Origin of the sequence: Streptomyces ipomoeae 91-03 (assembly GCF_000317595.1) — a bacterium.
In the GTDB taxonomy this organism is placed as follows: Bacteria; Actinomycetota; Actinomycetes; order Streptomycetales; family Streptomycetaceae; genus Streptomyces; species Streptomyces ipomoeae.
Genome location: NZ_AEJC01000440.1, coordinates 33,474 through 59,918, shown reverse-complemented (window position 1 = coordinate 59,918; position 26,445 = coordinate 33,474). Strand labels below are relative to the sequence as shown.

The 26,445-nt window shown below is 70.8% G+C and carries 22 protein-coding genes and 3 pseudogenes; 13 read left to right on the top strand and 12 right to left on the bottom strand.

Features of this window, described 5'->3' with window-relative positions; translation table 11 throughout:
- Nucleotides 1–96 precede the first annotated feature (96 nt).
- Nucleotides 97–1,233, bottom strand: a complete 1,137-nt coding sequence (gene pstS, locus STRIP9103_RS29500) for a phosphate ABC transporter substrate-binding protein PstS (protein WP_181800384.1) — start codon at nucleotides 1,231–1,233, stop codon at nucleotides 97–99.
- A 616-nt stretch (nucleotides 1,234–1,849) separates the two neighbouring features.
- On the opposite strand from pstS, the gene STRIP9103_RS29495 reads away from it, so the two are divergent.
- Nucleotides 1,850–3,406, top strand: coding sequence for an FAD-binding oxidoreductase (locus tag STRIP9103_RS29495; protein WP_009326505.1), 1,557 nt, complete (start codon nucleotides 1,850–1,852; stop codon nucleotides 3,404–3,406).
- Nucleotides 3,407–3,837: 431 nt separating this feature from the next.
- On the opposite strand, the gene STRIP9103_RS29490 is transcribed toward STRIP9103_RS29495, so the two are convergent.
- Together STRIP9103_RS29490 and STRIP9103_RS29485 are read right to left on the bottom strand one after the other, a co-directional pair.
- The gene (locus tag STRIP9103_RS29490; RefSeq protein WP_009326494.1) at nucleotides 3,838–4,704 is read right to left on the bottom strand and encodes an LLM class flavin-dependent oxidoreductase; all 867 of its coding nucleotides are present in this window, start codon (nucleotides 4,702–4,704) and stop codon (nucleotides 3,838–3,840) included.
- Nucleotides 4,705–4,744: 40 nt separating this feature from the next.
- Complete coding sequence (locus STRIP9103_RS29485) at nucleotides 4,745–5,764, bottom strand: aldo/keto reductase (RefSeq protein WP_009326508.1); 1,020 nt, start codon at nucleotides 5,762–5,764, stop codon at nucleotides 4,745–4,747.
- Nucleotides 5,765–5,887: 123 nt separating this feature from the next.
- Between STRIP9103_RS29485 and STRIP9103_RS29480 the strand changes: the two genes are divergently transcribed.
- Nucleotides 5,888–6,490 (top strand): TetR/AcrR family transcriptional regulator, encoded by a 603-nt coding sequence (locus STRIP9103_RS29480; protein WP_009326468.1) that lies wholly within the window; start codon nucleotides 5,888–5,890, stop codon nucleotides 6,488–6,490.
- Between the two features lie 115 nt (nucleotides 6,491–6,605).
- Here STRIP9103_RS29480 and STRIP9103_RS29475 read toward each other — a convergent pair whose 3' ends face one another.
- Nucleotides 6,606–7,235: a TetR/AcrR family transcriptional regulator gene (locus STRIP9103_RS29475; protein WP_009326472.1), complete on the bottom strand. Its 630-nt coding sequence runs from the start codon at nucleotides 7,233–7,235 to the stop codon at nucleotides 6,606–6,608.
- Nucleotides 7,236–7,382: 147 nt separating this feature from the next.
- Between STRIP9103_RS29475 and STRIP9103_RS29470 the strand changes: the two genes are divergently transcribed.
- From STRIP9103_RS29470 to STRIP9103_RS29465, 3 genes are all read left to right on the top strand, one after another.
- Complete coding sequence (locus STRIP9103_RS29470; RefSeq protein WP_009326493.1) at nucleotides 7,383–8,171, top strand: SDR family NAD(P)-dependent oxidoreductase; 789 nt, start codon at nucleotides 7,383–7,385, stop codon at nucleotides 8,169–8,171.
- A gap of 140 nt (nucleotides 8,172–8,311) precedes the next feature.
- Nucleotides 8,312–8,485: a hypothetical protein gene (locus STRIP9103_RS50185; protein WP_009326489.1), complete on the top strand. Its 174-nt coding sequence runs from the start codon at nucleotides 8,312–8,314 to the stop codon at nucleotides 8,483–8,485.
- A gap of 199 nt (nucleotides 8,486–8,684) precedes the next feature.
- Nucleotides 8,685–9,251 (top strand): tellurite resistance TerB family protein, encoded by a 567-nt coding sequence (locus tag STRIP9103_RS29465; RefSeq protein WP_009326486.1) that lies wholly within the window; start codon nucleotides 8,685–8,687, stop codon nucleotides 9,249–9,251.
- 55 nt (nucleotides 9,252–9,306) lie between these two features.
- Here the strand turns inward: STRIP9103_RS29465 and STRIP9103_RS29460 are convergent, their stop codons facing one another.
- On the bottom strand, nucleotides 9,307–12,012 hold the full coding sequence (locus STRIP9103_RS29460; RefSeq protein ID WP_009326491.1) for a SpoIIE family protein phosphatase: 2,706 nt from the start codon (nucleotides 12,010–12,012) through the stop codon (nucleotides 9,307–9,309).
- A gap of 231 nt (nucleotides 12,013–12,243) precedes the next feature.
- Between STRIP9103_RS29460 and STRIP9103_RS29455 the strand changes: the two genes are divergently transcribed.
- From STRIP9103_RS29455 to STRIP9103_RS29440, 4 genes and pseudogenes are all read left to right on the top strand, one after another.
- A complete protein-coding gene (locus STRIP9103_RS29455) occupies nucleotides 12,244–13,359 on the top strand; it encodes an ABC-2 transporter permease (RefSeq protein WP_009326480.1) in 1,116 nt (371 codons plus the stop codon).
- A gap of 42 nt (nucleotides 13,360–13,401) precedes the next feature.
- A pseudogene (locus tag STRIP9103_RS47225) lies at nucleotides 13,402–13,685 on the top strand (immune inhibitor A domain-containing protein); the annotation flags it as partial.
- Nucleotides 13,686–14,105: 420 nt separating this feature from the next.
- Nucleotides 14,106–15,881 (top strand): SpoIIE family protein phosphatase, encoded by a 1,776-nt coding sequence (locus tag STRIP9103_RS29445; RefSeq protein ID WP_009326464.1) that lies wholly within the window; start codon nucleotides 14,106–14,108, stop codon nucleotides 15,879–15,881.
- Nucleotides 15,882–15,931: 50 nt separating this feature from the next.
- Complete coding sequence (locus STRIP9103_RS29440; protein ID WP_009326475.1) at nucleotides 15,932–16,327, top strand: TOBE domain-containing protein; 396 nt, start codon at nucleotides 15,932–15,934, stop codon at nucleotides 16,325–16,327.
- 88 nt (nucleotides 16,328–16,415) lie between these two features.
- Here the strand turns inward: STRIP9103_RS29440 and STRIP9103_RS29435 are convergent, their stop codons facing one another.
- Nucleotides 16,416–16,829, bottom strand: a complete 414-nt coding sequence (locus tag STRIP9103_RS29435; protein ID WP_009326482.1) for a luciferase domain-containing protein — start codon at nucleotides 16,827–16,829, stop codon at nucleotides 16,416–16,418.
- 251 nt (nucleotides 16,830–17,080) lie between these two features.
- On the opposite strand from STRIP9103_RS29435, the pseudogene STRIP9103_RS53565 reads away from it, so the two are divergent.
- Nucleotides 17,081–17,293 (top strand): annotated as a pseudogene (locus STRIP9103_RS53565) (NB-ARC domain-containing protein); the annotation flags it as partial.
- Nucleotides 17,294–17,369: 76 nt separating this feature from the next.
- Here the strand turns inward: STRIP9103_RS53565 and STRIP9103_RS52070 are convergent.
- From STRIP9103_RS52070 to STRIP9103_RS29420, 3 genes are all read right to left on the bottom strand, one after another.
- A complete protein-coding gene (locus tag STRIP9103_RS52070) occupies nucleotides 17,370–17,600 on the bottom strand; it encodes a type I restriction enzyme endonuclease domain-containing protein (RefSeq protein WP_009326463.1) in 231 nt (76 codons plus the stop codon).
- Nucleotides 17,601–17,696: 96 nt separating this feature from the next.
- The gene (locus tag STRIP9103_RS29425; protein ID WP_009326474.1) at nucleotides 17,697–18,371 is read right to left on the bottom strand and encodes a hypothetical protein; all 675 of its coding nucleotides are present in this window, start codon (nucleotides 18,369–18,371) and stop codon (nucleotides 17,697–17,699) included.
- Nucleotides 18,368–19,597 carry an AAA family ATPase gene (locus tag STRIP9103_RS29420; protein ID WP_009326476.1) on the bottom strand — a complete coding sequence of 410 codons (1,230 nt, stop codon included), beginning with the start codon at nucleotides 19,595–19,597 and terminating at the stop codon, nucleotides 18,368–18,370. Before STRIP9103_RS29420 ends, STRIP9103_RS29425 begins: the two co-directional genes overlap by 4 nt.
- Before the next feature lie 472 nt (nucleotides 19,598–20,069).
- Between STRIP9103_RS29420 and STRIP9103_RS29415 the strand changes: the two genes are divergently transcribed.
- Nucleotides 20,070–21,173 carry an IS630 family transposase gene (locus STRIP9103_RS29415; protein WP_048821203.1) on the top strand — a complete coding sequence of 368 codons (1,104 nt, stop codon included), beginning with the start codon at nucleotides 20,070–20,072 and terminating at the stop codon, nucleotides 21,171–21,173.
- A 98-nt stretch (nucleotides 21,174–21,271) separates the two neighbouring features.
- Here the strand turns inward: STRIP9103_RS29415 and STRIP9103_RS29410 are convergent, their stop codons facing one another.
- Entirely contained in the window at nucleotides 21,272–22,117 is an 846-nt protein-coding gene (locus STRIP9103_RS29410; protein ID WP_009326497.1) for an MBL fold metallo-hydrolase, read from the bottom strand.
- Between the two features lie 101 nt (nucleotides 22,118–22,218).
- Between STRIP9103_RS29410 and STRIP9103_RS53560 the strand changes: the two are divergent.
- Nucleotides 22,219–22,362: pseudogene (locus STRIP9103_RS53560) on the top strand (IS630 family transposase); the annotation flags it as partial.
- A gap of 59 nt (nucleotides 22,363–22,421) precedes the next feature.
- Here the strand turns inward: STRIP9103_RS53560 and rox are convergent.
- Nucleotides 22,422–23,861 carry a rifampin monooxygenase gene (gene rox / locus STRIP9103_RS29405; protein ID WP_234022335.1) on the bottom strand — a complete coding sequence of 480 codons (1,440 nt, stop codon included), beginning with the start codon at nucleotides 23,859–23,861 and terminating at the stop codon, nucleotides 22,422–22,424.
- Nucleotides 23,862–24,055: 194 nt separating this feature from the next.
- Complete coding sequence (locus tag STRIP9103_RS29400; RefSeq protein WP_009326515.1) at nucleotides 24,056–25,390, bottom strand: glycosyltransferase 87 family protein; 1,335 nt, start codon at nucleotides 25,388–25,390, stop codon at nucleotides 24,056–24,058.
- 466 nt (nucleotides 25,391–25,856) lie between these two features.
- Here STRIP9103_RS29400 and STRIP9103_RS29395 point away from each other — a divergent pair, with 466 nt between their 5' ends.
- Nucleotides 25,857–26,306: a DUF5707 domain-containing protein gene (locus tag STRIP9103_RS29395; protein ID WP_009326461.1), complete on the top strand. Its 450-nt coding sequence runs from the start codon at nucleotides 25,857–25,859 to the stop codon at nucleotides 26,304–26,306.
- Nucleotides 26,307–26,445 lie beyond the last annotated feature (139 nt).

Genomic DNA, 26,445 nt, shown 5'->3' with positions numbered 1-26,445 from the left:
CGGGGCGGAGCCACCCGCGAGTGGGGGGAGGCTCCTGGCGGCGGTGCACCGGACGATGCGGCCCGACCCCGGGACCGGGATCGGGCCGCACTCACATCAGCTCAGTTCCGAGATGGTCGTACGGACCTTGGCGATGATCTCCTCGGGCATCGGCGCGTAGCCGGCCTCGGAGAGCAGCCCCTGGCCGTCCTCGGACGCGATGTAGGTGAGGAAGGACTTGGTGGCGGGCAGGGTGTCCGCCTTGTTGCCCTTGTCACAGACGATCTCGTAGGTGACCAGGGTGATCGGGTAGGCACCCTCGGCGGTCGGCGTGTAGTTCAGCTTCAGCGAGAGGTCCTTGCCGGTGCCGACGACCTCGGCCTCGGCGATGGCCTTGGTGGCGTTCTCGACGGTCGCCTTGACCGGCTCGGCGGCACCGGTCTTGACGTCGACCGTGCTGATGCCGTCCTTGGCGTACGAGAGCTCCATGTAGGAGATCGCGCCCTTGGTCTCCTTCACGCCCTGCGCGACACCGGAGGAGCCCTGCGCGGACTGGCCGCCCTCGGCCTGCCAGGCCTTGCCGCCCTCGTACTTCCAGTTGTCGGGCGCGGCGGCGATCAGGTACTTGGTGAAGTTGTCCGTGGTACCGGACTCGTCCGAGCGGTGGAAGGGCTGGATCTTGAGGTCGGGCAGCTTCGCGTCGGGGTTCAGCGTCGCGATGGCCTTGTCGTTCCAGTTCTTGATCTTGCTGTCGAAGATCAGGGCGAGGGTCTTGGCGTCCAGGACCAGGTTGTCGACACCCGGGACGTTGTAGCCGACCGCGATCGGGCCGCCGACCATCGGAAGGTCGATGCCCTGGCCGCCGGAGCAGACCTCCTTGGAGGCCGTGACCTCTTCGGGCTTCAGCGGGGAGTCGGAGCCGGCGAAGGCGACCTGACCCTGGGTGAACGCGGTGATACCGGCGCCCGAACCGCTGCCCTTGTAGTTGATCACCACGTCCTTGCAGGAGGCCGAGTACTGCTTGACCCATGCGTCGATCGCGTTCTTCTGCGCGGAGGAGCCGTCGGCCAGCAGCTGGCCCTTGGCGTCGCCGCAGTCGATGTTGCTGTTCGCCGCCGACGCCGAGCTGTCGCCGGAGCCACCGGTGCCACCGGACGTGTCGTCGGAACCGCACGCCGTCAGGGTCAGGGCGCCGGTGACGGCGACAGCACCGAGAGAAAGGGCGCGCAGCCGGTTCTTGCGCTGAAGCTTCACTTTCGGGAGTTCCTTCCAGGAGCCGCCGTCCACGTGGCGGCGTGCGAAGTCGTCGTACCAGCCTTGGGACTTTTTGGTACTCGTACCTTTCATCCTCAGGCTGCTGTCGTCACGGGGCATTGGGGCGCATTTCGGCCCGTACCCCGCACCGGGTAAGGCCGAAATTAAGCAGATCAGGTGAAGCCACCCAACGACGCAAGTGAACGGCGAGTGAACCCCTGCCAACAGTGTGGTTAGGTCACGGAACGCTCACGGCGAGAACACGTGAAGGTCCCGAACGGGAAGCGATCACAACGCTACTGGAACCAAAGGTTCCGCCACCGGAGGGACCAACGCCCGTAAGGCGGCGCGGGGAGCCGCGCCCCGTAAGGGGCACGCGGGGCTGTATCGATTTGCGGCTCCGCCGCGTGGGCGCGACCAGCCCCCACGAACCCGCACCCGCCGACCGCACCCCACCCCCCGAGCTCTCCCGCGGGGGTCGAAGGGGCGTCGGCCCCTGTGGGATGGGACGGGTAGGGGCGGCGGGGGCGAAACAAACCCGGCCCCCCGGGAACCCACCCCTCACCAACCTCGTCTCGTTCCACGACCCCAACTCGCGGCGCACCGGGAGGCGCACATGGAACGGCGCACGTTCATAGGCAGCGGCGCAGCCGCACTGGCAGCCGCAGCCGCAACCGGCTGCTCAGGCGGAGCCGACGGCACCCCCGCCACAAACACCTCCCTGCGCACCGGCACAACCACCACCGCCACCGGCTCCGGCAAGAAGCCCACCCCCGCCAGCTGGTCCGCCCTGGCCCGCGACCTCGACGGCCCCCTCATCCGCCCCGGCGACAAGGCCTGGTCCACGGCCCGCCTGCTCTACAACACCCGCTACGACGACCTGAAGCCCACGGCCGTCGCATACGTGGCCCACGCCGACGACATCCGTACGACCCTCGCCTACGCCAAGGCCCACGACATCAAGGTCTCCATCCGCAACGGCGGCCACTCGTACGCGGGTTGGTCCTCCGGCAACGGCCGCCTGGTCATCGACGTCTCCAAGCTGAGCAAGGTCCGCGCCTCCGCGAACGAGGCGGTCGTCGGCGCCGGCGCCAAGCTCATCGACGTCTACCGGGCGCTCGCCGCGAAGGGCGTCACCATCCCCGCCGGCTCCTGCCCGACCGTCGGCGTCTCCGGTCTGACCCTCGGCGGCGGCCACGGCGTGACGTCCCGCGCCTACGGCCTGACCTGCGACAGCCTCACCCAGGCGACCCTGATCACGGCGGACGGAAAGCAACTCACCGCCAACGCGACCACCAACAAGGACCTCTTCTGGGCCCTGCGCGGCGCCGGCAACGGCAACTTCGGCGTGGTCACGGAGCTCCGCTTCAAGACCCACCCGGCGCCCCAGGGCGTCACCGCGTACCTCACCTGGCCCTGGTCGAAGGCCGCCGCCGTGGTGAAGGCCTGGCAGGAGTGGGGCCCGGCCCAGCCCGACGAGATCTGGTCGTCCTGCCACATAGAGAACGGCGGCACCCCGTCCATCTCGGTCGCCGCCTTCTCCCTCGGCACCTACGGCGAACTCCAGAACGCCCTCGACCGTCTCGCCGACCGGGTCGGCACCCCGGCCCGCAGCGTCACCCTCAAGCGCCGCTCGTACGAATCCGCCATGGAGTTGTACGCCGGCTGCTCCTCCTTCACCGACGACGCGAAGTGCCATCTGCCCGGCTCGACGCCCGGTCGCAATCCCAAGGGCGCGCTGGGCCGTGAGACGTACGCCGCCCGCTCGGACTTCTTCGACCGCTCGATCTCCTCGGCGGGCATCCAGACCCTGCTGACCCAGATCACCGGCGTACGGGGCGGCGCGGGCAGCATCCAGCTCACGGCCCTCGGCGGCCAGGTCAACCGCGTCTCCCCCACGGCCACGGCGTTCGTCCACCGCCGCTCCCGGATGCTCGCCCAGTACCTGACCTCCTGGAAGCGCGGCACATCCGGCACGACCGCCCAGTCCTGGCTCAACACGGCCCACAAGGCGATGTCCCGCCATGCCTCGGGCGCCGCGTACCAGAACTACACGGACCCCACGCTCTCCAACTGGAAGAAGGCGTACTACGGCGACGCCGCCGCCCGCCTCACCACCGTAAAGAAGAAGTACGACCCGAACCGTTTCTTCACGTTCCCACAGTCGCTGTAGCCCAAGCCGCGCCCCGTAAGGGGCGCGGGGCCGTATCGATGTGCGGCTCCGCCGCGTGGGCGCGACCAGCCCCCACGAACCCGCACCCGCCCCCACACAGCGCGGCGGGGGCGAAACCCCTCCGGGCGAACCCCTAGTAGCTGGCAAATGTTTGTCGTAGGTTTCCTGCGACGCCGATCGGCGTGTAGGGAAACGGAGGGCGACGAAGCCCGCTTCGACGCGACGGTGGGTCAGGGCGCACAGCGGCAGGAGTACGGCGAGGAACGCCACGATCCCTCCGCGCCCGGTGACATGGCGCCCGTCGCCGTGCCGGTACGCGCTCCCCACGGCGCAGACCAGCACCACGGCGGCGCACTCCACCTTCTCTTGGACCGGGGCGCGAAGAGCGTTGCAGGGCGAGCGCGTTGAGGCGAGCGCCGCGGCTGCCTCGGCTACCTGGGGCCGATGACTTCGTCGGTGAGCCGGCGGGCGACGTCGGTGGGGTACGGCGCCGGCAGGCCGAGGACGATGTGGGTGAAGCCGGCGGTGATCGCCTCGTCGACGGCCTGCCGGGTGGTGCCGGGGTGGTCGTAGGAGACGGGCAGGTGGATGGAGCGGGTGAGGGTGGCGGGGTCGCGGCCGATCTCGGCGCAGTAGCGGTCCAGCAGGGCGCCGCGGCGGACGCAGTCGTCGAGGTCGCCGCCCGGGATGTTCCAGAGGTCGGCGTGCTCGGCGACCACGCGGAGGGTCGCGGCGGAACGGCCGCCGATGAGGATCGGCGGATGGGGGCGCTGGACGGGCTTGGGGCTGCCGAACGCTCCGGTGAGGTGGTGGTGGGTGCCGTGGAAGTCGAAGGGTTCGGGCTCGGTCCACAGGCGGCGGATCAGTGTGCACGCCTCGGCGAGGCTTTCCACGGCCCCCGCGGGGTCCTGGAAGGGCAGGCCGTGGGCGGGGTACTCGCGCCGGGCCCGGGGTGGGTTCGGGCGTGAGCCGACGCCGATGCCGAAGTCGAGCCGGCCGCCGGAGACGACGTCCACGGTCGTGGCGATCTTGGCCAGCAGCGCGGGCGGCCGGAACCGGTTGCTCGTCACCATGACGCCGAGGCGCAGTCGACGGGTCTGGGCGGCGAGAGCGGCCAGGAGTGTCCAGCCTTCGTAGGTCGGTCCGTTGGGGTCGCCGAAGATCGGCATGAGGTGGTCGTACAGCCAGGCGTGCTCGATCTCCGGTATCGCGTCCGCCTCGCGCCAGACCCGCAGGATGTCCTGGTAGTCGACCTGCGAGGGGGCGGTCATGATGCCGAATCGGGGGTGGTTCGTCATTCTGCTTGTCCCTTCGGTTCAGCCTGCTCGTCCCTTTGGCTCAGCGGCGGCGCAGTGACGCGTCGAGGAGCGCGGGCGGGGTGTCGTGCTTCTCGTGCGGGGCCAGATCGGTGCCGGGGGCGACGATCTCGTCGATCGCGTCGAGGACATCGGCGGGGAGCACGGTGTCGGCGGCGGCGAGTTGTGAGTGCAGATGGCCGAGCGTGCGGGGGCCGATGAGGGCGCTCGTCACGGCGGGGTGCGCGGTCACGAAGCCGAGCGCGAGCTGGATCAGGGTCAGCCCGGCCTCGTCGGCGACCCCGGCCAGCCGCTCGACGGCGTCGAGCCTGGCCCGGTTGGCGGGGACCGCGAGGTCGAAGCGCTCCGGCATGATCGCCGAGCGGCTGGTGGTGATGGACCGCCCCTCGCGGATCGCGCCGGTCAGCCAGCCCGAGGCCAACGGGCTCCACGCCAGCACACCGAGCCCGTACTCCTCGGTCACGGGCAGCACATGGGCCTCGATCCCGCGCTGGAGGACGGAGTAGCTGGGCTGTTCGGTGGCATAACGGCTCAGGTGATGTTCGCGGGCCGCCCACTGGGCCTGCACGATGCGGTAGGCGGGGAAGGTCGAGGAGCCGAAGTAGCGGATCTTTCCCGCGCGTTGGAGGTCGGTCAGCGCGGACAGTGTCTCCTCGTCACTGGTGGCCGGGTCCCAACGGTGGATCTGGTAGAGGTCGACATGGTCGACGCCGAGCCGGCGCAGGCTGTCGTCCAGCGCGGTGACCAGCCAGCGGCGCGAACTGCCCCGGTGGTTGCGCTCGTCGCCCATCGGCATGGTCGCCTTCGTCGCCAGCACGATGTCGTCGCGGCGACCGGCGATGGCCTTGCCGACCATCTCCTCCGACTCACCGGCGCCGTACATGTCGGCGGTGTCGATGAGATTGACCCCGGCCGCCAGCGCGGCGTCGACGACGGCGGTCGCCTCGTCCTGGGTGGTGCGCCCGATCGCGCCGAAGTTCATCGCGCCGAGCGCGAGAGAGCTGACCTGGACGCCGGTACGGCCCAGGGTGCGGTACTGCATGACTGAGTCCCTTCGAAGTAGGGCAATTAAACGGAACAGCGTCCCGTTTGACAGTGCCGACGATACGGAACGGTGTCCCGTTTAGCAACGCCGTTAGGGTGTGGACGCGAAGGGAGCGCAGCGATGAAGGACAGTGACCGGCGGGAAGCGGAGACGGCGGCCCGGCCGTCCCGGCCCAGACGGGCGGACGCCCGGCGCAACGAGGAGACCCTGCTCGACGCGGCCGCCGCGGTCTTCGTCGAGTCGGGCGTGGAGGCGCCGGTGCGCGACATCGCGGCCAGGGCGGGCGTCGGCACGGCCACGATCTACCGCCACTTCCCGACGCGGGCGGACCTCATCATCGCCGTCTACCGGCACCAGGTGGAGGCGTGCGCCGAGGCCGGCCCCGCCCTGCTGGCGAGCGGCCCGACCCCCTACGCCGCCCTGCGACAGTGGATCGACCTCTTCGTCGACTTCCTGGTCACCAAGCACGGCCTGGCCGCCGTACTGCAGTCGGACAACGCCGGCTTCGAGACGCTGCACGCGTACTTCCTCGACCGCCTCGTCCCCGTCTGCACCCGCCTGCTCGAAGCCTCGGCCGCCGCCGGCGAGATCCGCACCGACATCGGCGCCCTCGAACTCATGCGCGGCGTCGGCAACCTCTGCATCGGCGCCGAGAACAACCCCCACTACGACGCCCGCCGCCTGGTCGAACTCCTCATCACGGGGCTGCGCCGCCCACAGTGACCGTCGGCCGGAAGCCCAGGAGTACCAGAGTGTCCTTCTCCGGTCGTACGCCCCCGTCCGGCACGCGCTCCGGTGAGTCCACTCCTTCGGAGCCGCCCGGCTCTCCGGGACGCCCTTACGCCGTGCCCGCCAGGTTGCTCATGACCTCCTTGAACTGTTGCGGCGTCAGCGGGGCCGCGGGCAGGGGGTGGGCGGCTTCGGTGCGCAGGCCGTCGAGGGCGAGGGCGACGCCTCGGCGCCAGGCGTCGGGGGCGGTGTCCTTGGCGGCGCGGGACAGCTGCGCGTTGGCGGCGAAGACGAACAGCAGGTCCTCGTTGGTGAAGTCGGGCCGCAGGGCGCCGGACCGCTGCGCCCGCTCGATGATGCGCACGGCGGCGACGCGCGCACGCTCGCAGACGGCCATCAGGCGTGCGGCGCCCGGGTAGCGGCCGGTGACCACGTCGGCGATCACGGGGTCGGTGAGCTGCATCTCGCAGAGCTTCTCGATGTAGTACGCGAACCCGTCCCAGGCGTCCTCGCGGGCCAGCGCCTCCTCGGCGACCGCGTCGAGCCGGCCCGCGGCCAGGTCGGTGACCACCTCGTCGATGAGCGCCTCGCGGCTGCCGAAGAGGTTGTAGAGGGTGCCGTGGCTCACGCCGGCCCGGCGGGCGATCTCCTTCAGGGGTGCCTGGAGGCCGCGCTCATGGAAGAGCTCGGCTGCTGCTGCCCGCAGCTTCTGCGCGTTGCGTTGCGCGTCGGCCCGCATCCGGCGTTCCTCCTGGTCGTGATGTCGGCGTCATCCATGGTCGCATTTTCCGCCCCCCACAACTTGACCCATGGTTCAAGTTACGTGCTACGGTCGACCCAGAAGTTGACCCATGGGTCAAGATACCTCCACGGCAAGGGAAGTCTCATGTCCGATGTGTCCAAGGTGATCGCCGTCTTCGGGGCCGGTACCGGCCTCGGTGTCTCCGTCGCCCGCCGCTTCGGCCGGGAAGGCTTCCGCGTCGCCCTGGTGGCACGCCGCAAGGACCGGCTGGACGCGCTGGTCGCGCGGCTCGCCGACGAGGGCGTCGAGGCCGCCGCGTTCCCGGCCGACCTCTCCAACCCGGCGGTGGCCCCCGCCCTGGTGGACGCCATCCGGGACCATTTCGGCCGGATCGACGTCGTCGAGTACGCCCCGATAGCCGGCGACCAGTCCTTCACCCCGGCCACCGCCCTGGACGCGGCCACCCTGGAGAAGCTCTCCCGACTGTTCCTGCTCACCCCGGTGGAGGTGTTCCGCGCCGTACTGCCGGAGATGACCGAACGCGGCGACGGCGCCCTCCTGATGACGACCGGCTATTCGGCGGTGCGGCCGATGCCGCACCTCAGCGGCGTCGGCCCGGTGATGTCCGCCGCCCGCAACTACCTCCACTCCCTCAACGGCGAACTGGCCGACAAGGGCGTCTACGCCGGAACCCTGTCCGTCGCCGCCATGATCACCGGGAGCGAGGCCGCCGAGGCCGTCGAGGCCGGGTCCGGCCCCCTGGCCGGGGGGCGACACCGCCGAGATGCCCGGCGGCGTCAAGCTCACGGTCGTCGACGCGGACGAACTCGCCGAGCACTACTGGGACATGTACACCAAGCGCGACCGCGTCGAGCAGGTCCACCCCGCCGCGCCGCAGCTCGGCTCCGCCGCATGACCACCGGCCACAGCTGACCCGGGGCCACCGAAAAGGCGCCTCCACCAAACAACTGCACTATCCACAAAGGGGGTTGACGGATCCGGAGTCGGAAATTCCACTAGATACATTAAAATTCAAGCAACTCGGGGGACCCCGCAGAGGAAAGGGCATCCGTATGACCACCGGATTCACCAAGAAGCGTCTCGCCGTGCGGGTCACCGCGGCGCTGGCCACGGCCGCCACGGCCCTCGGGATCGTCGCGTTCGGCTTCACCGGCGGCTCCACCGGCACGCAGGCCGACGCGCCGTGGGCCTGCAACCGCGACGGCAGCGTCTGCTACGACTACTGACCGGGCCTGCCGGCCTGGTCCTACTGCGACTTGCGGGTGCGGGGGCGTATGGTCCCCGCGCCCTTTCGTCGCCGGCCGTGGAACTCCAAAGGGTCCGGCGAGCGTTCACAGGGGGACGCGCGGAACGCGTGTGCCGGCCGGGACGACCGGATCGACCGGATCGACCGGAACGACATGGGCTCAAGCCGAGGTGGCACGGATGGCGATGTGGGATCGGATCAAGGACCAGGCCAAGGGTCTGCAGCAGCAGGCGCAGGGGGCCCGGGGCGCCGGCGGACTCGGCCGGCCGGGTGCGGGGCACTCGGGGTCCGGGTCCAGAGGCGGATCGAAGGCCCAGTTGGTGAGCGCGCTCAAGTCCCAGCTCACCTCCCTCAAGACGGAGCTGAAGAGCGGCGCCTACCGGGACGCCAGCATGGCCATGTGCGCCCTGGTCGCCGCCGCCGACGGGCAGGTCGACCCGGCCGAGCGGCAGCATGTCGAGTCGCTGATCCTGAACAACGACGTCCTGCAGAACTTCCCCGCCGACCAGCTGCGGCAGCGCTTCAACAAGCACGTCGACCAGCTGGCGTTCAACTTCCAGCAGGGCAAGGCCGAGGCCCTGCAGGAGATCGCCAAGGCCGCGAAGAAGCCCACGGAGGCCCGAGCGGTCGTACAGACGGGGTTCGTGGTGGCGGGTGCGGACGGGTACGTCGCACCGGCGGAGGAGCAGGTGCTGCGGGAGGCATGCTCCGTACTCGGCGTACCGGCCCACGAGTTCGGCCTCTGAGGGCCCCGGTTGCCCGCGTGGCTGAGGCCGAGGGGGCGCTGGGCCACAGGCCTGGTCACAGAGCCGGGGCAAGGGTCTGCTCCGCCCAGATCGTCTTGCCCGTGGGGGTGGGACGGGTGCCCCAGTGCTGGGTCAGTTGGGCCACCAGGAGGAGGCCACGGCCGCCCTCGTCATAGGTGCGGGCGCGGCGCATGTGGGGAGCGGTGTTGCTGGCGTCCGAGACCTCGCAGATCAGGCCCCGGTCGTGGATGAGCCGTAGCTGGATGGGCGGCTCGGCGTGGCGGATGGCGTTGGTGACGAGCTCGCTGACGACCAGTTCCGTGACGAAGGCGGCGCCGGCCAGACCCCAGTCGTCCAGTCGGCGGAGGACGTTCTTGCGGGCCTCGGCGACGGCGGACGGCTCGGGGTTCACGTCCCAGGTGGCGACCCGGCCGGCGTCGAGGGCCCGGGTGCGGGCGATGAGCAGGGCCACGTCGTCGGTGGGCCGCAGGGTGAGGAGCGTGCCCAGGACCGTGTCGCACAGCCCCTCCAGGGAGACCGCGGGACCGGCGAGGGCCCGGCAGAGCCGGGAGATGCCGTGGTCGATGTCGCCGTCACGGGACTGGATCAGGCCGTCGGTGTAGAGCGCGAGCAGGCTGCCCTCCGGCAGCTCGGTCTCCAGCGCCTCGAAGGGCAGTCCGCCGAGGCCCAGCGGGGGTCCGGCCGGGAGGTCGAGCAGTTCCACCGTGCCGTCCGGGCTCACCACCGCCGGCGGCGGATGCCCGGCACGGGCGAGCGTGCACCGGCGGGAGACCGGGTCGTAGACGGCGTACAGGCAGGTCGCGCCCACGTCTCCGGTGCCGTCCATGGCGGCTTCCCGGGCCCCTCCCCCGGCGCCCTCCGCGGTCGGGGCGGCCCACTGCGCGCCCCGCGCCGTCTCCGTCTCCATGGCCAGGCGGCCCACCAGGTCGTCGAGGTGGGTGAGGAGTTCGTCGGGGGGCAGATCGATGTCGGCGAGGGTGCGTACGGCGGTGCGGAGGCGGCCCATGGTGGCGGAGGCGTGGAGGCCGTGGCCCACGACGTCGCCCACGACCAGCGCGACCCTGGAGCCGGACAGCGGGATGACGTCGAACCAGTCGCCGCCCACCCCGGCGCGGGCGCCGGCCGGGAGGTAGCGGGAGGCGACCTCCACCGCGGTCTGCTCGGGCAGGCTCTGCGGCAGCAGACTGCGCTGCAGCATGACGGCCGTACCGCGTTCGCGGGTGTAGCGCAGGGCGTTGTCGATGCAGACCGCCGCCCGGGCCGCCAGTTCCTCGGCCAGTACGAGGTCGTCCCGCTGGAAGGCTTCCGGGTTCCGGTGGCGGGCGAAGACGACCACGCCGAGGGTGGTTCCGCGTGCCGACAGGGGCACGGTCATCGCGGAGTGGAAGCCGAACTCCCGGACGCGGTCGGCCCGGAGCGGGTCCTCGCCCACCCAGTCGGCGATCGCCGGTTCGGTCACCTGGTACAGCACGGCACGTCCCGTCCGCAGGCTCTCCGCCGGCGGGGAGCCCTCCGGGTACTCGTCCACCTCGCCCAGTGCGACGACCGCCTCGGGGGTGCCGGGATGCACGGACCGGTGGGCGACGCGCCGCAGCGCGAGCGGGGTGCCCGCCCCCGATGTGTCCAGGGGCTGCTCGGGTGCGCCGACGGTAGCCAGGAGGTCGACGCTGAGGAAGTCGGCGAGTTCCGGAACCGCCACCGCCGCCAGCTCCTGCGCCGTCCGCGTGACGTCCAGCGTGCTGCCGATACGGGTGCTGGCCTCCGCGATCAGCTGGAGCCGCTTGCGGGCCCAGTACTGCTCCGTCATGTCGTGCCCGGTGGAGGCCACGCCCAGGACGTGGCCGTCCGGGTCCGCCAACCGGTAGAGATGCACCGACCAGGCGCGCTCGCGTGTCTCGCCGGGGGCGCGGGCGTGGTTCTCCATGTACTGCGGCTCGCCCGTCTCCAGGGCCCGCCGCATCCGCCGCTCGACCTCCTCGGCGATGGGGTCGTCGAGTACGTCCGTCAGCCGCAGCCCCCGCAGGTCGTCGTCGCTCAGGGCCAGGGCGTTCTGCCTGGAACGGGTGGACCGGCGGAAACGCAGCGTCGTGTCGTAGACGGAGGTCAAGCAGCACGGGGAGTCGAGGAAACCGCGCCGGACGAGCGCGTCGTCGCCGGGGAGGGGCTCGGCGCCGGTCACGGGGGAGACGAGCAGCCAGTCGTCCGGGGTGGCGTCGCCGGGTGCCGCGTCCGGGGTGGCGTCGCCGGGTGCCCCGCCTGAGGCCTTGCCTGAGGCAAGGCCCGAGACCCGGCCCGAGGCTCCGCCCGGCGCCCCATCCGGCACCCCGCGCTGCCCCTCGCCCTGCCCCTCGCTCGGTGCCGCGTCCGACGCGCTGTTCAGCCCCCTGTGGTGGGCCACGACCCTGGCCTCCACCCGGTGGCCGTCACGGTGCCGGAGGACCAGGGTGCCGTGCCACCTCGACAGGCTCGGCAGCTCCGCGAAGGCCGGGAGGCCGCTCGCCGTGGGCTCCTCGGCGAGGAGCGAGACCACCGGGCGCCCCAGGATCTGCGGCGACGAGTAACCGAGCAGTCGTTCGGCTCCGGCGCTCCAGCCGGTCACGACGCCGTGTTCGTCGACCGTGGCACGGGCGGTGAGCGCCTCGTCTCCGGCGTCCGGGCCGGCGCCCGCGATGTCGGGGCCGAGACGCCCGACGCCCGGGCCGAGCCCTGTCGCCTGGTCGTCGAGGCCGTGCCGCTCCATGACCGCTCATCTCGCTCTCGTCGGGCTCTCCCCCGCGTGGCTCGCGGCGCCTTCAAAGACCCCGTCTAGTTGATTTGCCCAGTTTCGCAACCTTTCACCTTATTTCATGCTCAATACTTGAGCACACAAACATCCCCGCAGCGGTGACGCTCGTCGACGATCCGGGCTTCCGACATACGTGCCGCAGCAGGTACCCATCCCCCGGAAGCGCGCTTACCCGGGCATGCGATCATGCGCGCCGTGAACTCCCCCTCCAGCCCGTCCCCGGGCACATCCCCCACCGCTCCGACCGCCCCGACCGCTCCCGGCGCCAAACCGCACGGGTTCCTCGGCGAGCTCAAGGACGCCGTCACCTTCCGTGCCTTCGGCCTCGTACTCGGCGGTCTGCTCGTGCAGTTGGCCTTCGTCGTCTCGTACGTCGGCGCCTTCCACTCCCCCACACCGCACCGCATCCCGGTCGCGGTGGCCGCCCCGCAGCAGGCGTCGGCGAAGATCGTCGCCCAGCTCGACTCCCTCGACGGGGATCCGGTGGACGCGACGGCCGCGCCGAGCAGCGCCGCCGCCCGCCAGTGGGTGCTCACGCGGAAGGCGGACGCCGCGTTCGTCTACAACGCGAGCGGCACCGAGGACACCCTGCTGGTCGCCTCGGCCGGCGGACCCTCGGTGTCGCAGACCGCGACGCAGATAGCCCAGGAGATCGAGGCCGCGCAGAAGCGGCAGATCACCGTCAAGGACATCCGGCCCCCGAACGCCGGTGACGGCCGCGGCATGACGTCCTTCTACCTCGTCCTCGGCTGGGTGATCGGCGGCTACCTCACCGCGACGATCATGGGCATGGCCGCGGGCTCGCGTCCCGCCAACCGGCACCGCACCCTGATCCGGCTCGGCGTCCTCGTGCTGTACGCGGTCGTGTCGGGCCTCGCCGGGGCGGCCATCGTCGGGCCGGTGTTCGACGCGCTGAGCGGCCACTTCTGGGCGCTGGCCGGCATCGGCGCCCTGGTCGTCTTCGCCTCCGCCGCCACCGCGCTCGCCCTGCAGACCCTGCTCGGGCTCCTCGGCACCGGCGTGGTCATCCTGCTCTTCGTGGTCCTCGGCAACCCGAGCTCCGGCGGCGTCTACCCGGCACCGCTCCTGCCGTCCTTCTGGAGCGCGATCGGCCAGGCCCTGCCGCCCGGGGCGGGCACCACCCTCGTCCGCAACACGGTCTACTTCTCCGGTCACGCCACCGCCCACTCCCTGTGGGTCCTCGGCGCCTACGCCGCGCTCGGCGCACTCCTCGCCTGGGCGGCGTCCTGGCGAAACGAACGCCGACCCGCCGACACGGCGGCACCGTCCACCACCGGCTGAGGTCCACGCCGCCCCGGCGATCGCCGGGGCGGCGCCCAGGTGACCCAGATGCGCAACCGGATCCAGACCTTCGACTCGCCGTTCAGCCTGTACCGCACGGACGGCATCACCCTGCACAAGGCGGGCGTGCCGACGGAGACCCCGTCGACGAAGGGTGTCTCCACCTTCAACGACCACGTCAGCACGTACTGAGCACGTACACGTACTACGACGAGTCGAACCCACTGGCCCGTGTCAGGATCACCGACACCAACACCAAGATCAAGATCCTGCGGGAGGCCCTGGACGGCTCCACGATCACGGTCCAGGTGAGCGCAGCCGAGTAAGCCCTGCCCCATCCCCCATCAGCCGCGTCCTCTCCCGAGGTCGCGGCCGATGCGAGCGGTGACAGCAGGATCGTGAGGAACAGCGACGGCCCCATCGCCGGCGGGGAGATCCGCAACCGCCCGCCCTCCCGGTCGCGACGGTCGGCTCCCACCCCGGCGCGAAGATCATGAGCAGCCGGACGGGCGCCGCGCGCCGCCCCTGGCCCGGCAGCAGTGACAGTATCCAGGCGAGGGAGAGGCAGTGGCCCCCGAGCAGCGCGATCACGGCGCGGCGCGCGGCGTGGTCACGGCGCGGTCGAGGTGCCGGCGCGGTCCCGGACGTCTGCCCGGCCCCGTTCCCTCCCCCTTCCCTCCACATGCGGGGCGGGCCGGGGCGTGGTCTGATGCTGGGGAGTGAGGGGGGCCTGGAGGGCGGGCAGTGTGGTGCTCTGGGAGATGTCGTCGCCGGTGCTGCGCGAGATGTTGCGGCAGATCCTGGACGGGACGCCCGCGGCGGTGGGAGTCCTGGACACCGAGCTGCGTTATTTGTACGTCAACCCGACCCTCGCCCGGATGAACGGGCTGCCCGCCGAGGAGCACCTGGGCCGGACCGTCGCCGAGGTCGTACCCGATGTGGACGCGCGGTACGAGGTGCTGCGTACCGTGCTGGCCGACGGCAGACCGCGCGAGACCGTCTCCAGCGGGCACACCCGCGCCGACTCCCCGCTGGAGCGCCGCTTCTGGCACGGCGCGTACCACCGGCTCGAACACGGCGGCAAGGTCCTCGGTCTCGTCGGCGTCCTCCTGGAGATCTCCGCCGACCGCCAGCAGCGGCGGGAGCTGGAACGCGTACGGGAACGGCTCGCCCTCCTCGACGAGGCCGCCACCCGGATCGGCACCACCCTCGACATGGACACCACCTGCCAGGAGCTGGCCTCTTTCCTGGTCGAGCACCTCGCCGACGGCGTCGGCGTGGACGTCCTGCCCGAGCCGGGCACCGTCCGGGCGGCTCGGGACGGTCTCGTACGACTACGGCGGGCCGCCGAGGCCATCGTCCCGGAGGTGGAGGCTCTGCTGCAGCCGCTGAGCCGGCTGGGGGAGTACGTGGACTACCAGCCGGAGTCGTCGGTGGCGTGCTGCCTGGCCACGGGCGAGCCGGTGATCGTCGCACTGCCCGGGGAGGAGGGGCTCAGCCGGGAGGTCCCCGTGGGGGGAGGCGATGTCTCCGGTGAGGGAGGCGATGTCTCCGCCGAGGAGGGCGAGGAGGGCGCCGAGGACGCCTTTGCCGTGGGGTGGCGTGTCGGGACCGTTCACCGGGTGGCCCTCCTGCGCGCGGCCGGGGTGCACTCCATGATGATCGTGCCGTTGAGCGCGCGCGGGCACGACGTCGGCACGGTGAACATGATCCGGGCCCAGGGCTCCCCGCCCTTCGCCGAGACGGACGCCGTGATGGCGCAGGACCTCGCCCAGCGCGCCGCGATCAGCCTCGACAACGCCCGCCGCTACACCGCCGAGCACAACACCGTCGTACACCTCCAGCGCGCTCTGCTCTCCGACCCGGGCACCCCCTGCGGCGGGGTCGAGGTCGCCTACCGTTACCGGCCCGCCGGGCAGGGCGCACTCGTCGGCGGGGACTGGTACGAGACGGTCGCGCTCGGCGACGGGCGGACGCTGCTCGCCGTGGGGGACGTGATGGGCCACGGACTGGACGCCGCGGTCGCCATGAGCCGGTACCAGGCCATGCTGCGGGTGGCCGCCACCGTGGAACCCGTCCCCGGCCGCATCCTGCGCGAGCTGGACGTGCTGCTCGACACCGCCGGCGAGGAGCGGCCCGCCACCTGCGTCATCGCGATCGCCGACCCCGGGCGCGGCGTGTGCTCCCTCGCCAGCGCGGGCCATCTGCCGCCGGTGCTGTTCGGCCCCGGGGGCCGGGCGGCGCCGCTGCGCGTGCCGCCGGGGCCACCGCTGGGGGTGGGGCGCTGCCGTTTCGAGACGGTCGTCTGCCCGTACGGACCCGGCGACACCCTCCTGCTCTACACCGACGGCCTCATCGAACGCCGCCACGAGGACATCGACACCTCCCTGCTCCGCCTCACCCACATCCCGGCCGCCGGCCCCTGCACCCCGGACCAGCTCCTGGACCACCTCCTGTCCGAGCTGGCCCCCGCCGCCCCGGAGGACGACATCGCCCTGGTCGCGGCACGCGCCACCAGCTGACCCCACCAGCTGACCCGGCCCGTACCGGCCGACCGCCTATCTTGGCGCCCATGCAGGCATACACGATCGGCCAGGCGGCCCGACTGCTCGGCGTCAGCCCCGACACGGCACGGCGATGGGCGGACGCGGGGCGCGTGGCGACCCACCGGGACGAGGGCGGGCGGCGGCTCATCGACGGCAAGGACCTGGCGGCCTTCTCCGTGGAGCTCGCCAAGAGCGCGAGCACCGACGAGGACGCCCCCTACACCTCGGCCCGCAACGCCTTCCCGGGCATCGTCACCGCGATCAAGCTCGGCGGCGTCGCCGCCCAGGTCGAGATCCAGGCCGGCCCCCACCGACTGGTCTCCCTCCTCACCCGGGAGGCCGTGGAGGAACTGGGGCTGGAGGTCGGGATGGAGGCCACGGCCCGGGTGAAGTCGACGAACGTGCACATCGACCGGGTGTGAGGTGCCCTGCGGGCGGCGAGGGCGGTCAGTCGGCGCGCGGCAGCACAGTCACCCGGCGGAAGTTGCAGCCCGCGGGCGGCGAGGGCGGTCAGTCGGCGCGCGGCAGCACAGTCACCCGGCGGAAGTTGCAGCCCGCGGGCGCCGTGTCGGCGGTCGACCGCGACAACCGGCGCGGGCCCTGGGGGGCCGGGTGCGCCTGGTGGGCCTTCAGGGCCACGCTCACCAGGCTCAGCAGCAGGTCGACGTCGGTCTCGCAGTCGAGGTGGACGGTCACCCAGCGGGAGCCCGGCACCAGGCGGACGGCGGACGACTCGCCGAGGTCCGCCGCCATGCGCCGGATGAGGGCCGGGGTGAGATGGAGATCCACGTCATGGTCCAGATGGAAGTGCACGATCTCGTGCTGCCGGGACCGCAACGCCCGACCGGTGCCACAACTGGCCGGGCCCGCCGTGAGATCGGGCCAGGTCTCCAGTTGTCGCAGGGCACGCTGCGCGAGAGTCATGCCTTCATGGTCGCCGCCTCACCTCGCCGCCACCAGAGGTTGAGGGATCCGTAACCGTGACGTGAGGTACGGCCGGTGGCGGTGGGGCACCTGAACTGCCCCTGCCGGGACGCCCGCCACGTCGGCGTCGCCCGCCGGGGTTGCCCCTCTCACCCCGGGCGAGTGCAGGCGACGTCCCTGCGGCTGCTGGTGATTCTGGACACGCCGTCAACGAGCAGCAGGTGACTCCGCTGCTGCCAACCGGTCCCGGGATGATGATCGTGACCAGCAGGCTCAGACCGGCCGGTCTGGCCGCGGTCCGGCCTCTGTCCCTGGCGGTGTTGGCCGATGAGGAAGCCACGGCGTTCTTCACCCGCATCGTGGGCACCGACAGGGCGGCCGATCAGCCGGAGGCCGTTGCGCGGATCGTCCAGTTGTGCGGGGGACTGCCGCTGGCGCTGAGGCTGTCCGGGGCTCGGCTCGCGCACCGCGCCGCGTGGCCGGTCGCGCGTCTGTCCGCGCGCCTTGGCAATGCGCGGCGGCGATTGCCGGAACTGTCCGTCACCAGCCAGGGAGTGGCCGCGGCGTTTCGGATGTCGTATGCCCAGCCAACAATCCGTCGCCCATCAGCGCCTTCGCCGTACCGTGGTTGGCCACCACGTCGTAGAAGGCAAGCTCGCGCCAGTCCAGCAGCGGATTGAACCTCTCGCCACGGCGGGCATCGCCCATGACTTCCTTCACCATCTCGACCAGCATGGCGATGAGTTCGGCGCTCGGGTACTGCTTCCGCATTGCGGCCCCATGAGGTCCTGCAACCACTCGGAGAACGTCGTACGCCGGACAGCGTCGTGGCAGATCACCTCGTGCGGCTACTGCACCCCGTCTGGCTCAACGCCCTATACGGCGAGGAACCGGCCATTTGGACAGATCCAAGACGAATTCGCTGTAGGACCGGTTGGAACCCCTGGGCTGGGTGAGCAGGCCCTGGGCCAGGGCCTTGGCGGCTATCTCCGGCCCGTCGCTCTCCCGGAAGCGCGGGCTGCCGAATTCGGCTTCAAGATCTTCCTTGGGTGTCCTCCTTCGCCCCGTATCCTTGCCCTGCCATGAGGCGGGCACCTTCCAGGACGGCCTGTGGAGGGTAAACGCGTCGGGAAAGAGCAACAGCCAGGCCTCGGACTCGGCCGCCGCCAGGGCGTAGACCGACTCGCAGGCCCCGGCCGCCTTGGCGAGAGCCGAGGACACAGCTCGACGAGCGCTGTCATAAGCGGGTCCGGGGCAGGCGTCCATGTCCTCGTGGACTGCAATGCCCACGAGGTCGCCGTTCTTCAGCTTGGCTTTACCACGCGCCTTGTTCATCAGAATGCCCGCAGCCGTGGCCAGTTCGGCATCGGTCTTCTTCCGCAGCCGGACCGGATCGGTGATCTCGGTGAGGAGAACGGCGGACGCGAGATCCGGGTGAACAGCCTTGATGAAGGAGGCCAGGATGCGGCGATCGTTGGAGCTTTCTCCGGCAAGAACGACAATCCCCTTACCGGGAGCCTTCGCCGTGCTCCTCCGACTCACAGGTCGTCCCCTGTCAGGTCTCCGCCGAGTACACCGGAGAACCACAGTTCACCGAGTGGCTGGTCACCTGTCTCCGCGACGATGGCCTCGACCTCGTCCACCGACAGCGCCGGAATGATGGAGGCACCGCTGTCGTCGCGGTCGCAGACAACGAACTCCTGCGGCTTCAGCCGGTCCACGAGGGCGGGAGAGTGCGTCGCCACGATCAGCTGGGTCCGTTCGGATGCCTCTCGCATCCGCTCCACGATGAGCTCGAGCGCCTGAGGGTGCAGACCGTGGTCGATCTCCTCGACACAGGTGAGGGCGGGCGGACGCGGGTCGTAGAGCATGGCCAGCAGCCCCAGAAGACGTACGGTCCCGAAGGAGGCATCGGCCAGCGGAGTGGTACGGCGGAGCCCCTTCTCGTGAAGCACGACAGCCAGTCGATCAGCGTAGCCGCCGATCTGTTCGAACTCGATGGCCTCCAGTTGCGGCAGCAGTCGGCGGGCGTCCTCCGTCAGCAGGTCCCAGCGCTCCTCGTCGGCGCTGAGCTGGACCAGGAAGGCCGCCAGGTTCTCGGCATGCGGTTCCAGACTGGCCGCCAGCGTGGAGTGAGCTCTGGTGGGCTGCCGTGCCGCTGCGACGTCCACGTCGAAAACCCGGAACGAGGACAGACGCTCGGCCACACGTGTGACTTCTTCACCTCCGTCCGAACGGCCCAGTCGCGGCAAGGTCGAGAGCCCACTGCTCAGTCGTTGGATGCCGAAACTGCCGCTGTCGGACTCACGACCGGCCCGCCGGTCGACCACGCGGGCCTCCTCGCCGGAGACCGTGATACGCCGTCCACGCCCGCCGGTGCGCTTGAACTGGAAACTCTCCTGACGTGACAGCGAGTAAAAGTCCGGCCTGTCAGGCCTGGGAGAAGAGCGCCTGCGGATGGTCAGCGAGTACTCGTCCGGCGCGGTGCGGCTCGCATACGTTGTCCAGGTGGCCTTGAGGTGGATCTTGAGGGAGGTCGGCGGCTTTTCGCCGCCCCAGAAGGCCACCTCGTCGAAACCGCCCCGCTCCTCAAGCGCGGGTCGCAGATCGGTGCGGATCATCGCGGCGAGGAAGTCGAAGACCTTCAGCACATTGGACTTGCCGACCCCGTTGGGCCCCACAAGCACGGTCAGCGGGCCGAGCGGGATGGTCACATCGCGCAGACTGCGGAAGTTCTCGACGTGGAGTTCCAAGAGGCGGCCGGGCATGGGATGAACCTATCGAGTGGGAGAACACGGAACGGGCGACTGGGCAAAGCCGGTTTCATCCCCTGCACGATCGATGCCGCTGCTCCCGCCGAGGACCACTGCCCGAGTCCCGGCACCCGTTCGGGGCGGCATCCCTGTCGTCGGCGGCTCGAACCGTGACGGTTGTGTTGTGAAGCGACATGCGGAGCAGAGTAGACGCTCTCGCTGACAGTGTGTTTTGTCATCTCGGCCACCTCAGCGCTCTCGCCGTGGAGATCCCACCCGCCGAACAGCCTTCGTACACGTCCCGCCGAAACGATGCGTGCATCCGCGCGGGACGGTGAGTGGCGGACAGCAACCCGGGAAAACCGTCCAGCACCTCCCAGAAGGCCGTTCGGTGGGGTGTGCCCAGGGTGGTGCCCTGGGCACACCACGGCACCACCGCATGTCCTATGGCGGAATGCCGCTACGCCGTCACTCCCTGTCCGCCGCCATGATGCCGACGCATTCTTCGAGCGCGGCGTGCAACGGCGGTACGAAGGCGGCGAGTTCGGTGCGATACCGGCGCGCGATGATGCTGCTGGCCTCGGCCGGCGGGAACCGGGTGCCGGTGATCGCCCAGCTGGTGCAGGCCGACGAGGACACTGTCCGCGATGTGATCCACCGCTTCAACGAGATCGGCCTGGCCTGCCTGGACCCTCTGTGGGCGGGAGGCCGTCCCCGCCAACTCAGCCCTGACGACGAGGACTTCGTCATCCAGACGGCCATCACCCGACCGGTCAAGCTCGGCCAGCCCTTCACTCGCTGGTCACTACGCAAGCTTGCCGCCTACCTGCGGAAAGTCCACGGCCGGGTCATCCGTATCGGCCGCGAAGCATTACGCTGCCTGCTCGCCCGCCGCGGCATCACCTTCCAGCGCACCAAGACATGGAAGGAGTCCCCGGACCCCGAGCGAGAGGCGAAGCTGGACCGGATTGAAGAAGTGGTGGATCGTTTCCCGGACCGGGTCTTCGCCTTCGACGAGTTTGGCCCGCTCGGGATCCGGCCCACCGCAGGCTCCGGCTGGGCCCGCCAGAAACATCCTGACCGGGTGCCCGCCGCCTACCACCGCACCCACGGGGTGCGCTACTTCCACGGCTGCTACTCCGTCGGCGACGACCGCTTGTGGGGCGTCAACCGCCGCAGGAAGGGCACCGCGAACACGCTGGCCGCGCTGAAGTCGATCCGCGCCGCCCGGCCCGACGGCGCACCGATCTACGTGATCCTGGACAACCTGTCCGCCCACAAGGGCAGCGACATCCGCCGCTGGGCGAAGAAGCACAAGGTCGAGCTGTGCCTCACCCCCACCTACGCCTCGTGGGCCAACCCCATCGAGGCGCGCTTCGGACCGCTGAGGCAGTTCACCATCGCCAACTCCAACCACCCCAACCACCCCAACCACACCGTGCAGACCCGGGCCCTGCACGCCTACCTGCGCTGGCGCAACGTCAACGCCCGCCACCGCGACGTCCTGGCCGCCGAACGCAAGGAACGCGCCCGCATCCGAAGCGAGAAGGGCATCCGCTGGGGTGGACGCCCACTCAACATCGCAGCTTGATTTAACCCGGTGAACCTATACGGTCACAGCGCCAGCCGACGACGTCTGCGGGCGATCGGCGCCGCCCCCTGACCACGCACCCATGTGACCCGGCTCCGCTACGAGCCGTCTTCCAGCACGAAGCGCAGGTACCGTTCCGCGGAACGTTGGACCGCGGCCGCCCCGTCGGCGCTGACGACGCGTCCCCAGAACGCCCCGTAGATGCGTTCGAAGGCGAAAGGCTCGACCAGCGCAAGCGCGCGGCGGATGGTGCTCGGTCGCTCCGGAATGAAGTTGGGGATGCTGTACATGAAGCTGACCCACCGCCGGTCCATCACCACCATGAAGATGTCGCCGCTGAACAGCGCGCCGCGCCTCTCCGGGTCGTCAGCCCAGTGCAGCACGGTGCCTCCGGCGAAGTGCGTGCCTGCGTTGATCAGCGTCATGCCAGGCGCGATCTGGTGGGTGTCGCCCGTCCAGTACTCGATCACCGGATCGGGCCGCCCCACCCAGTCACGGTCCGCAGCATGGACATACACCGGAACGTCGAAGACCCGGCCCCACTCGGCCATCACGCCGTAGAAGTGCGGATGGCTGACGGCTATCGCGCTGATCCCACCCAGATCCTCAATTTCGCCGGCAAGGTCGTCATCGAGGTAGCCCACGCAGTCCCACAGCACATTGCCGGACGGTGAGCGGATCAGCAGCGCGCGCTGGCCGACGGCCACCGACGGCACCGCACCAACCCCGATCACACCGGGGCCCTCCTCATCGAGCCGACCGCGACGGCCACTGGCGCGCAACTCGGCCAGCGTCGTCCACTGTTGGCCATCCCAACCGACGTACTGCCGCTCGTCCAGGCAGATCGGGCAATCAGCCCGCGGCGCCCCGTACTGCACGCCGCAGGTACTGCAGATCGGAAGCTGCACACCCGTGACCGACGCGACCCGCTTCGAAGACGACACCAGAACCTACCCCTCCATGAACTCACCACTTGACGATGCCGACATCAACAGCCGACCGTGCTGGGCCTCTTCCCGAAGCGGACACGCCCCGACGAGACAAACCGCTGAGGCAGTTCACCCACTGCTACCTGCGCCGGCGCAACGCCCACCACTCCGATGTCCTCACCGCTCAACGCGAGGAACGCGCTTGCATCCGCAGCGAAAAGGGCATCCACTGGGGCGGACGCCCCGTCGCACCCGCAGCCTGGCCAACCCGGCGAATCTATGCGGTCACAGCACTAGCCGAAGTCGCGGAGGGGGGTGTTCAGTCGGCCGCCGTGCCGAACCACCTCGGCAGTTGGGTGAGGAGGTCCTTCTGGTCCTCACCGACCCACGCCACATGGCCGTCCGGCCGCAGCAGGACCGCCGGGGCGTCCAGGGTCGCGTCGGGGTCGGCGACGTGGTCGACGCGGGCGGTCCAGGACGACACCGAGAGGCGGCCGTCGGTGCGGTCGAGCAGCAGGCCCCGGCCGTGGCGCATCAGCTCGTAGAGGCGGCCCTGCTTCAGGTGTATGTCCGGCATACGGCGGCCGAGGAGGGGGTGGCCCTCGCCGAAGTCGTAGCGGATGCCGGTACCGATGATGGTCTCGGTCACGTACCGGTTCACGTCGTCCAGGTCCATGAGCTCCGCGAACAGTCCCCGCAACGCCGTCGCGCCCGGATCATCGGTGCGCATCAGCACCATCTGCGCACGGGCGACGGCGAGCACGCGGGCGCCCACCGGGTGCCGTTCGGCGTGGTAGCTGTCCAGCAGGCCTTCCGGTGCCCAGCCGTTCACCTCGGCGGCCAGTTTCCAGCCGAGGTTGAAGGCGTCCTGGAGGCCGAGGCCGAGCCCCTGTCCGCCGGCCGGCGGATGGATGTGCGCCGCGTCGCCGGCCAGCAGCACCCGGCCGACCCGGTAGCGCTCGGCCTGCCGGGTGGCGTCGCCGAACCGGGACAGCCAGCGCGGCGAGTGCACGCCGAAGTCGGTGCCGGCGAACGCCCGCAACTGCCGCTTGAACTCCTCGAAGGACGGCGCGGTCCCCCGGTCCTCGGCCAGCCCGTCGGCAGGCACGATGACGCGGTACATCCCCTCCTCGTCGGCGGCGTCGATGCCGAACCGTACGTGGGTCCTGCGCACCTCGGCCACGATCGCGGCCACCTTCTCCGGGTCCTCGGCCACCGCCATCTCGCCCAGCAGCGTCTCGGCCGTGGCGGGTTCGCCGGGGAAGCCGACGCCGAGCAGCTTGCGCACGGTGCTGCGCCCGCCGTCGCAGCCGACGAGGTAGCGCGAGTGCAGCCGGGTGCCGTCGGCCAGTTCGACGCTCACCCCCTCGTCGTCCTGGCTCAGTCCCACCAGCTCGGTCCCGCGCCGGATCTCGGCGCCGAGTTCGGTGGCGCGCTCGTTCAGCAGGCGTTCGGTGGCCGCCTGCGGGACGGCGATGCTGTACGGGTGCGCGGTGTCCAGCCCGTCCGGCCACGGCTTCATGAAGCCGGCGAAGAAACCGCCGACCTGGAACCGCTCGCCGGCCGCGAGGCACTGGTCGAGCAGTCCGCGCATGTCCATCACCTCGACGGTGCGCGCGTGGAACCCTCGTCCCCGGGGCTGCCTGGTCGGCTCCGCCAACTTCTCCAGCACCACGGCTCGTACTCCGGCCAGTCGCAGCTCGCAGGCCAGCATCATCCCGGTCGGTCCGCCACCGGCAATGATCACGTCGATCGTCATGGCTCGCTCCCCCATTTCCGTCCCCGTTCATTTCCGTCCCCGTTTTCCGCGGGTCCGTGCTTCGGCGGGTGATTCTGCGGGACGACCGGGGCCTTGCCGCAAGACCCCCCGTGCGCTATACCTTGAGTACGGCAAGGAGTTGACGACCTCCTTGCCCTTCTCTTTTTGCGGCTTTCACGGTCGGGTCACGGCTTTTACGAGCGGGACAGCGGTCGGCCGCCGAACGCCGGAGCCGCGCGGAACCAGAGGGCCAGGACCAGCGGATAGGCGAGGTAGCCGAAGCGGGTGGCCGGCATCAGACACATGGCGAGGCCGAGGCCGATGGCCAGTCGGTCGGCCGCCGCGAGGACGGTCCGGGGCGGGCGGGCCACGAGTGACGCCGCCACGGCGACGGCGGCGACCACGAGGGCGCCCGTCGCGAGGGCCGAGCCGCCGGGGACGTAGGTCGCCAGCAGATACCCCGGCAGCGGGCTGGTCGCGGGCGACTCGACCCCGGCCTCGCCCAGCGGGAAGAGCACCACGTGCTCGACGAAGGCGTGCGGGTTCGCGAAGATCGCCGGCAGCACGGCCACCCCGGCCACGGCCATGGCAACCACCCCGGCCCGTACGGCGGCACGGCGCCCCGCCGTCACCGCCAGCAGCGCCAACCCCACCGGCAACAGCGGCCAGGCCGTCCACTTCAACGCCGCCGCGGCCCCCATCGCCAGCCCCGCCGCCGTACCGGAACCGCCCCGGCCGGCCAACGCCGGCCCCAGACACATCAGCCCGATCACCGGCAGATCGACCCCGCCGACGGCCAACGGCAGCGCGACCGCCGGGAAGGCCGCGAGGAGCAGCACGGCGTCGACCGGTCGCGCCGGTCGCGCCGACCGGGCTCCGACGGGCCACGCCAGGGGGTACGGCCGCGCCGCTCCGGCCGCCCGTGCGAAACGTACGTCCGCGATCCCTCGGGGGGCGGCGTACATGCAGGTCAGGAACACCGCCGCGAACCACAGGCGGGCGTCCGCGAGCGGGGTGTCGCCGAAGAGGGCGTGGGGGAGGCCGAGGAGGGCCATGCCGGGGAGGTACGGGTTGTAGTCGTCGACGTCGAGCGGGTGGGGCTCGTACGGGCTGCCGGAGTGGAGCAACAGGGTGCCGGAGTGCTCGACGACGTGGACCTCCGACTGGGCGGCGCCCAGCCCGATCAGCACCACCAGCGGAAGCACGACCGAGCCGGCCACCGCCGCCGGCAGTCCCGCCCGGCCCCAGGGTCGCGGTGTCCGGCGGGCGCACACGGCCGCGACGGCGTACCCGAGGGCCGCGCAGACGCCCCAGATCCGATGCGGGGTGAGTGTCGTGGTCAGCGCCAGCAGCAGCGCGAACACCGCGCAGCCCAGCCAGTACAGCCAGGCGCGCCCGTGCAGGCGGTCCCACCGGTCCGCGCCGACCCGGCGGGGCGCCGCCACGGCACCGGCACGGGTACGGGTACGGGTACGCGGTGACGTCGGCGACGGTGGGGGCGGCGCGGTGGGAGAGGACACGGGCGGCATCGGCGTACTCCTGAGAAAGGGGGGCCTGCGGGGGCCGACTCCCAATCTCGCGGCGGATCGGGGGCGCCCACCTCGGCCGAACGGTCACCGTTCGCCGGGCGGGGGGCGGGCCGGATCGGCCATAAGGCCTACGGCGACTGCGGCGACTGCGGCGACTGCGGTGGCACGGCGATCCGGCGGCTATGGCGGCACGGCGATCCGGGGCTACGGCGATGGCGGCGGGTGGACGACCGGCGAAGCGCTCTCTACCTCTGGTTCGACGCGGCAATCATCCGACGGCCCGAGGACCGGCCCCTGCCCCGGGCCATAGTCTCGAATACATCAGAAAGCGATCGGTGAACGGCTCCAAAAAAGAATTCAGAAGCAGCATCTCCACGCCTTTCCGGGCATCGCTTTCAGCCGCTTTTCTTTTCCGTTCCGCAGGCGCAACGCGCCCGCCACCCACACGAATTCAGGGGGATCTCCCATGTCCAAGCGCGTTCTCATCTCCTCGCTCATCGGTGTTCTCGCTCTCGGTGGCGTCGCCGCCGGTGGTATCGCCATCGCCTCCTCCACCGCCGAACCGACCCTGGAGAAGACCTCGGCCCGCTATGTCGCCCCGACCGGCGACAAGGCCGGTTCGCTCACCTTCACCACGGACGTGCGCGACAACTCCGGTGTCCTGGACCTCAAGGTCATCGCCTGGCCGGCGAGCTCCAAGCTCGACCCGACCGAGACGGAGCTCGAACTGGTGGAGAACGCCGAGTGCGTGAGCACCTCGGACGAGACCTCCCGCTGCACCTACACGCTCACGGTCACGAAGGCGGACGCGGCCGAACTGGCCCGGGGCACCTGGTACGTCTCGGCGCTGGCCACGGCCAAGGACGGCGACAGGACGTTCGTTCCCCGGGCCGCCACCTTCGACATCGCCGGCTGAGAAGTCACCGACTGGGAGATCGCCGACTGAGGAATCACCGGCCGGAGACGGCACACCCCGAAGCCACCACCCTGGCCGGGCGCATCCCCCCGAGGCGCCCGGCCTCTTCGTGAGAAAGCCATGGCCCATCGTGGCGCCG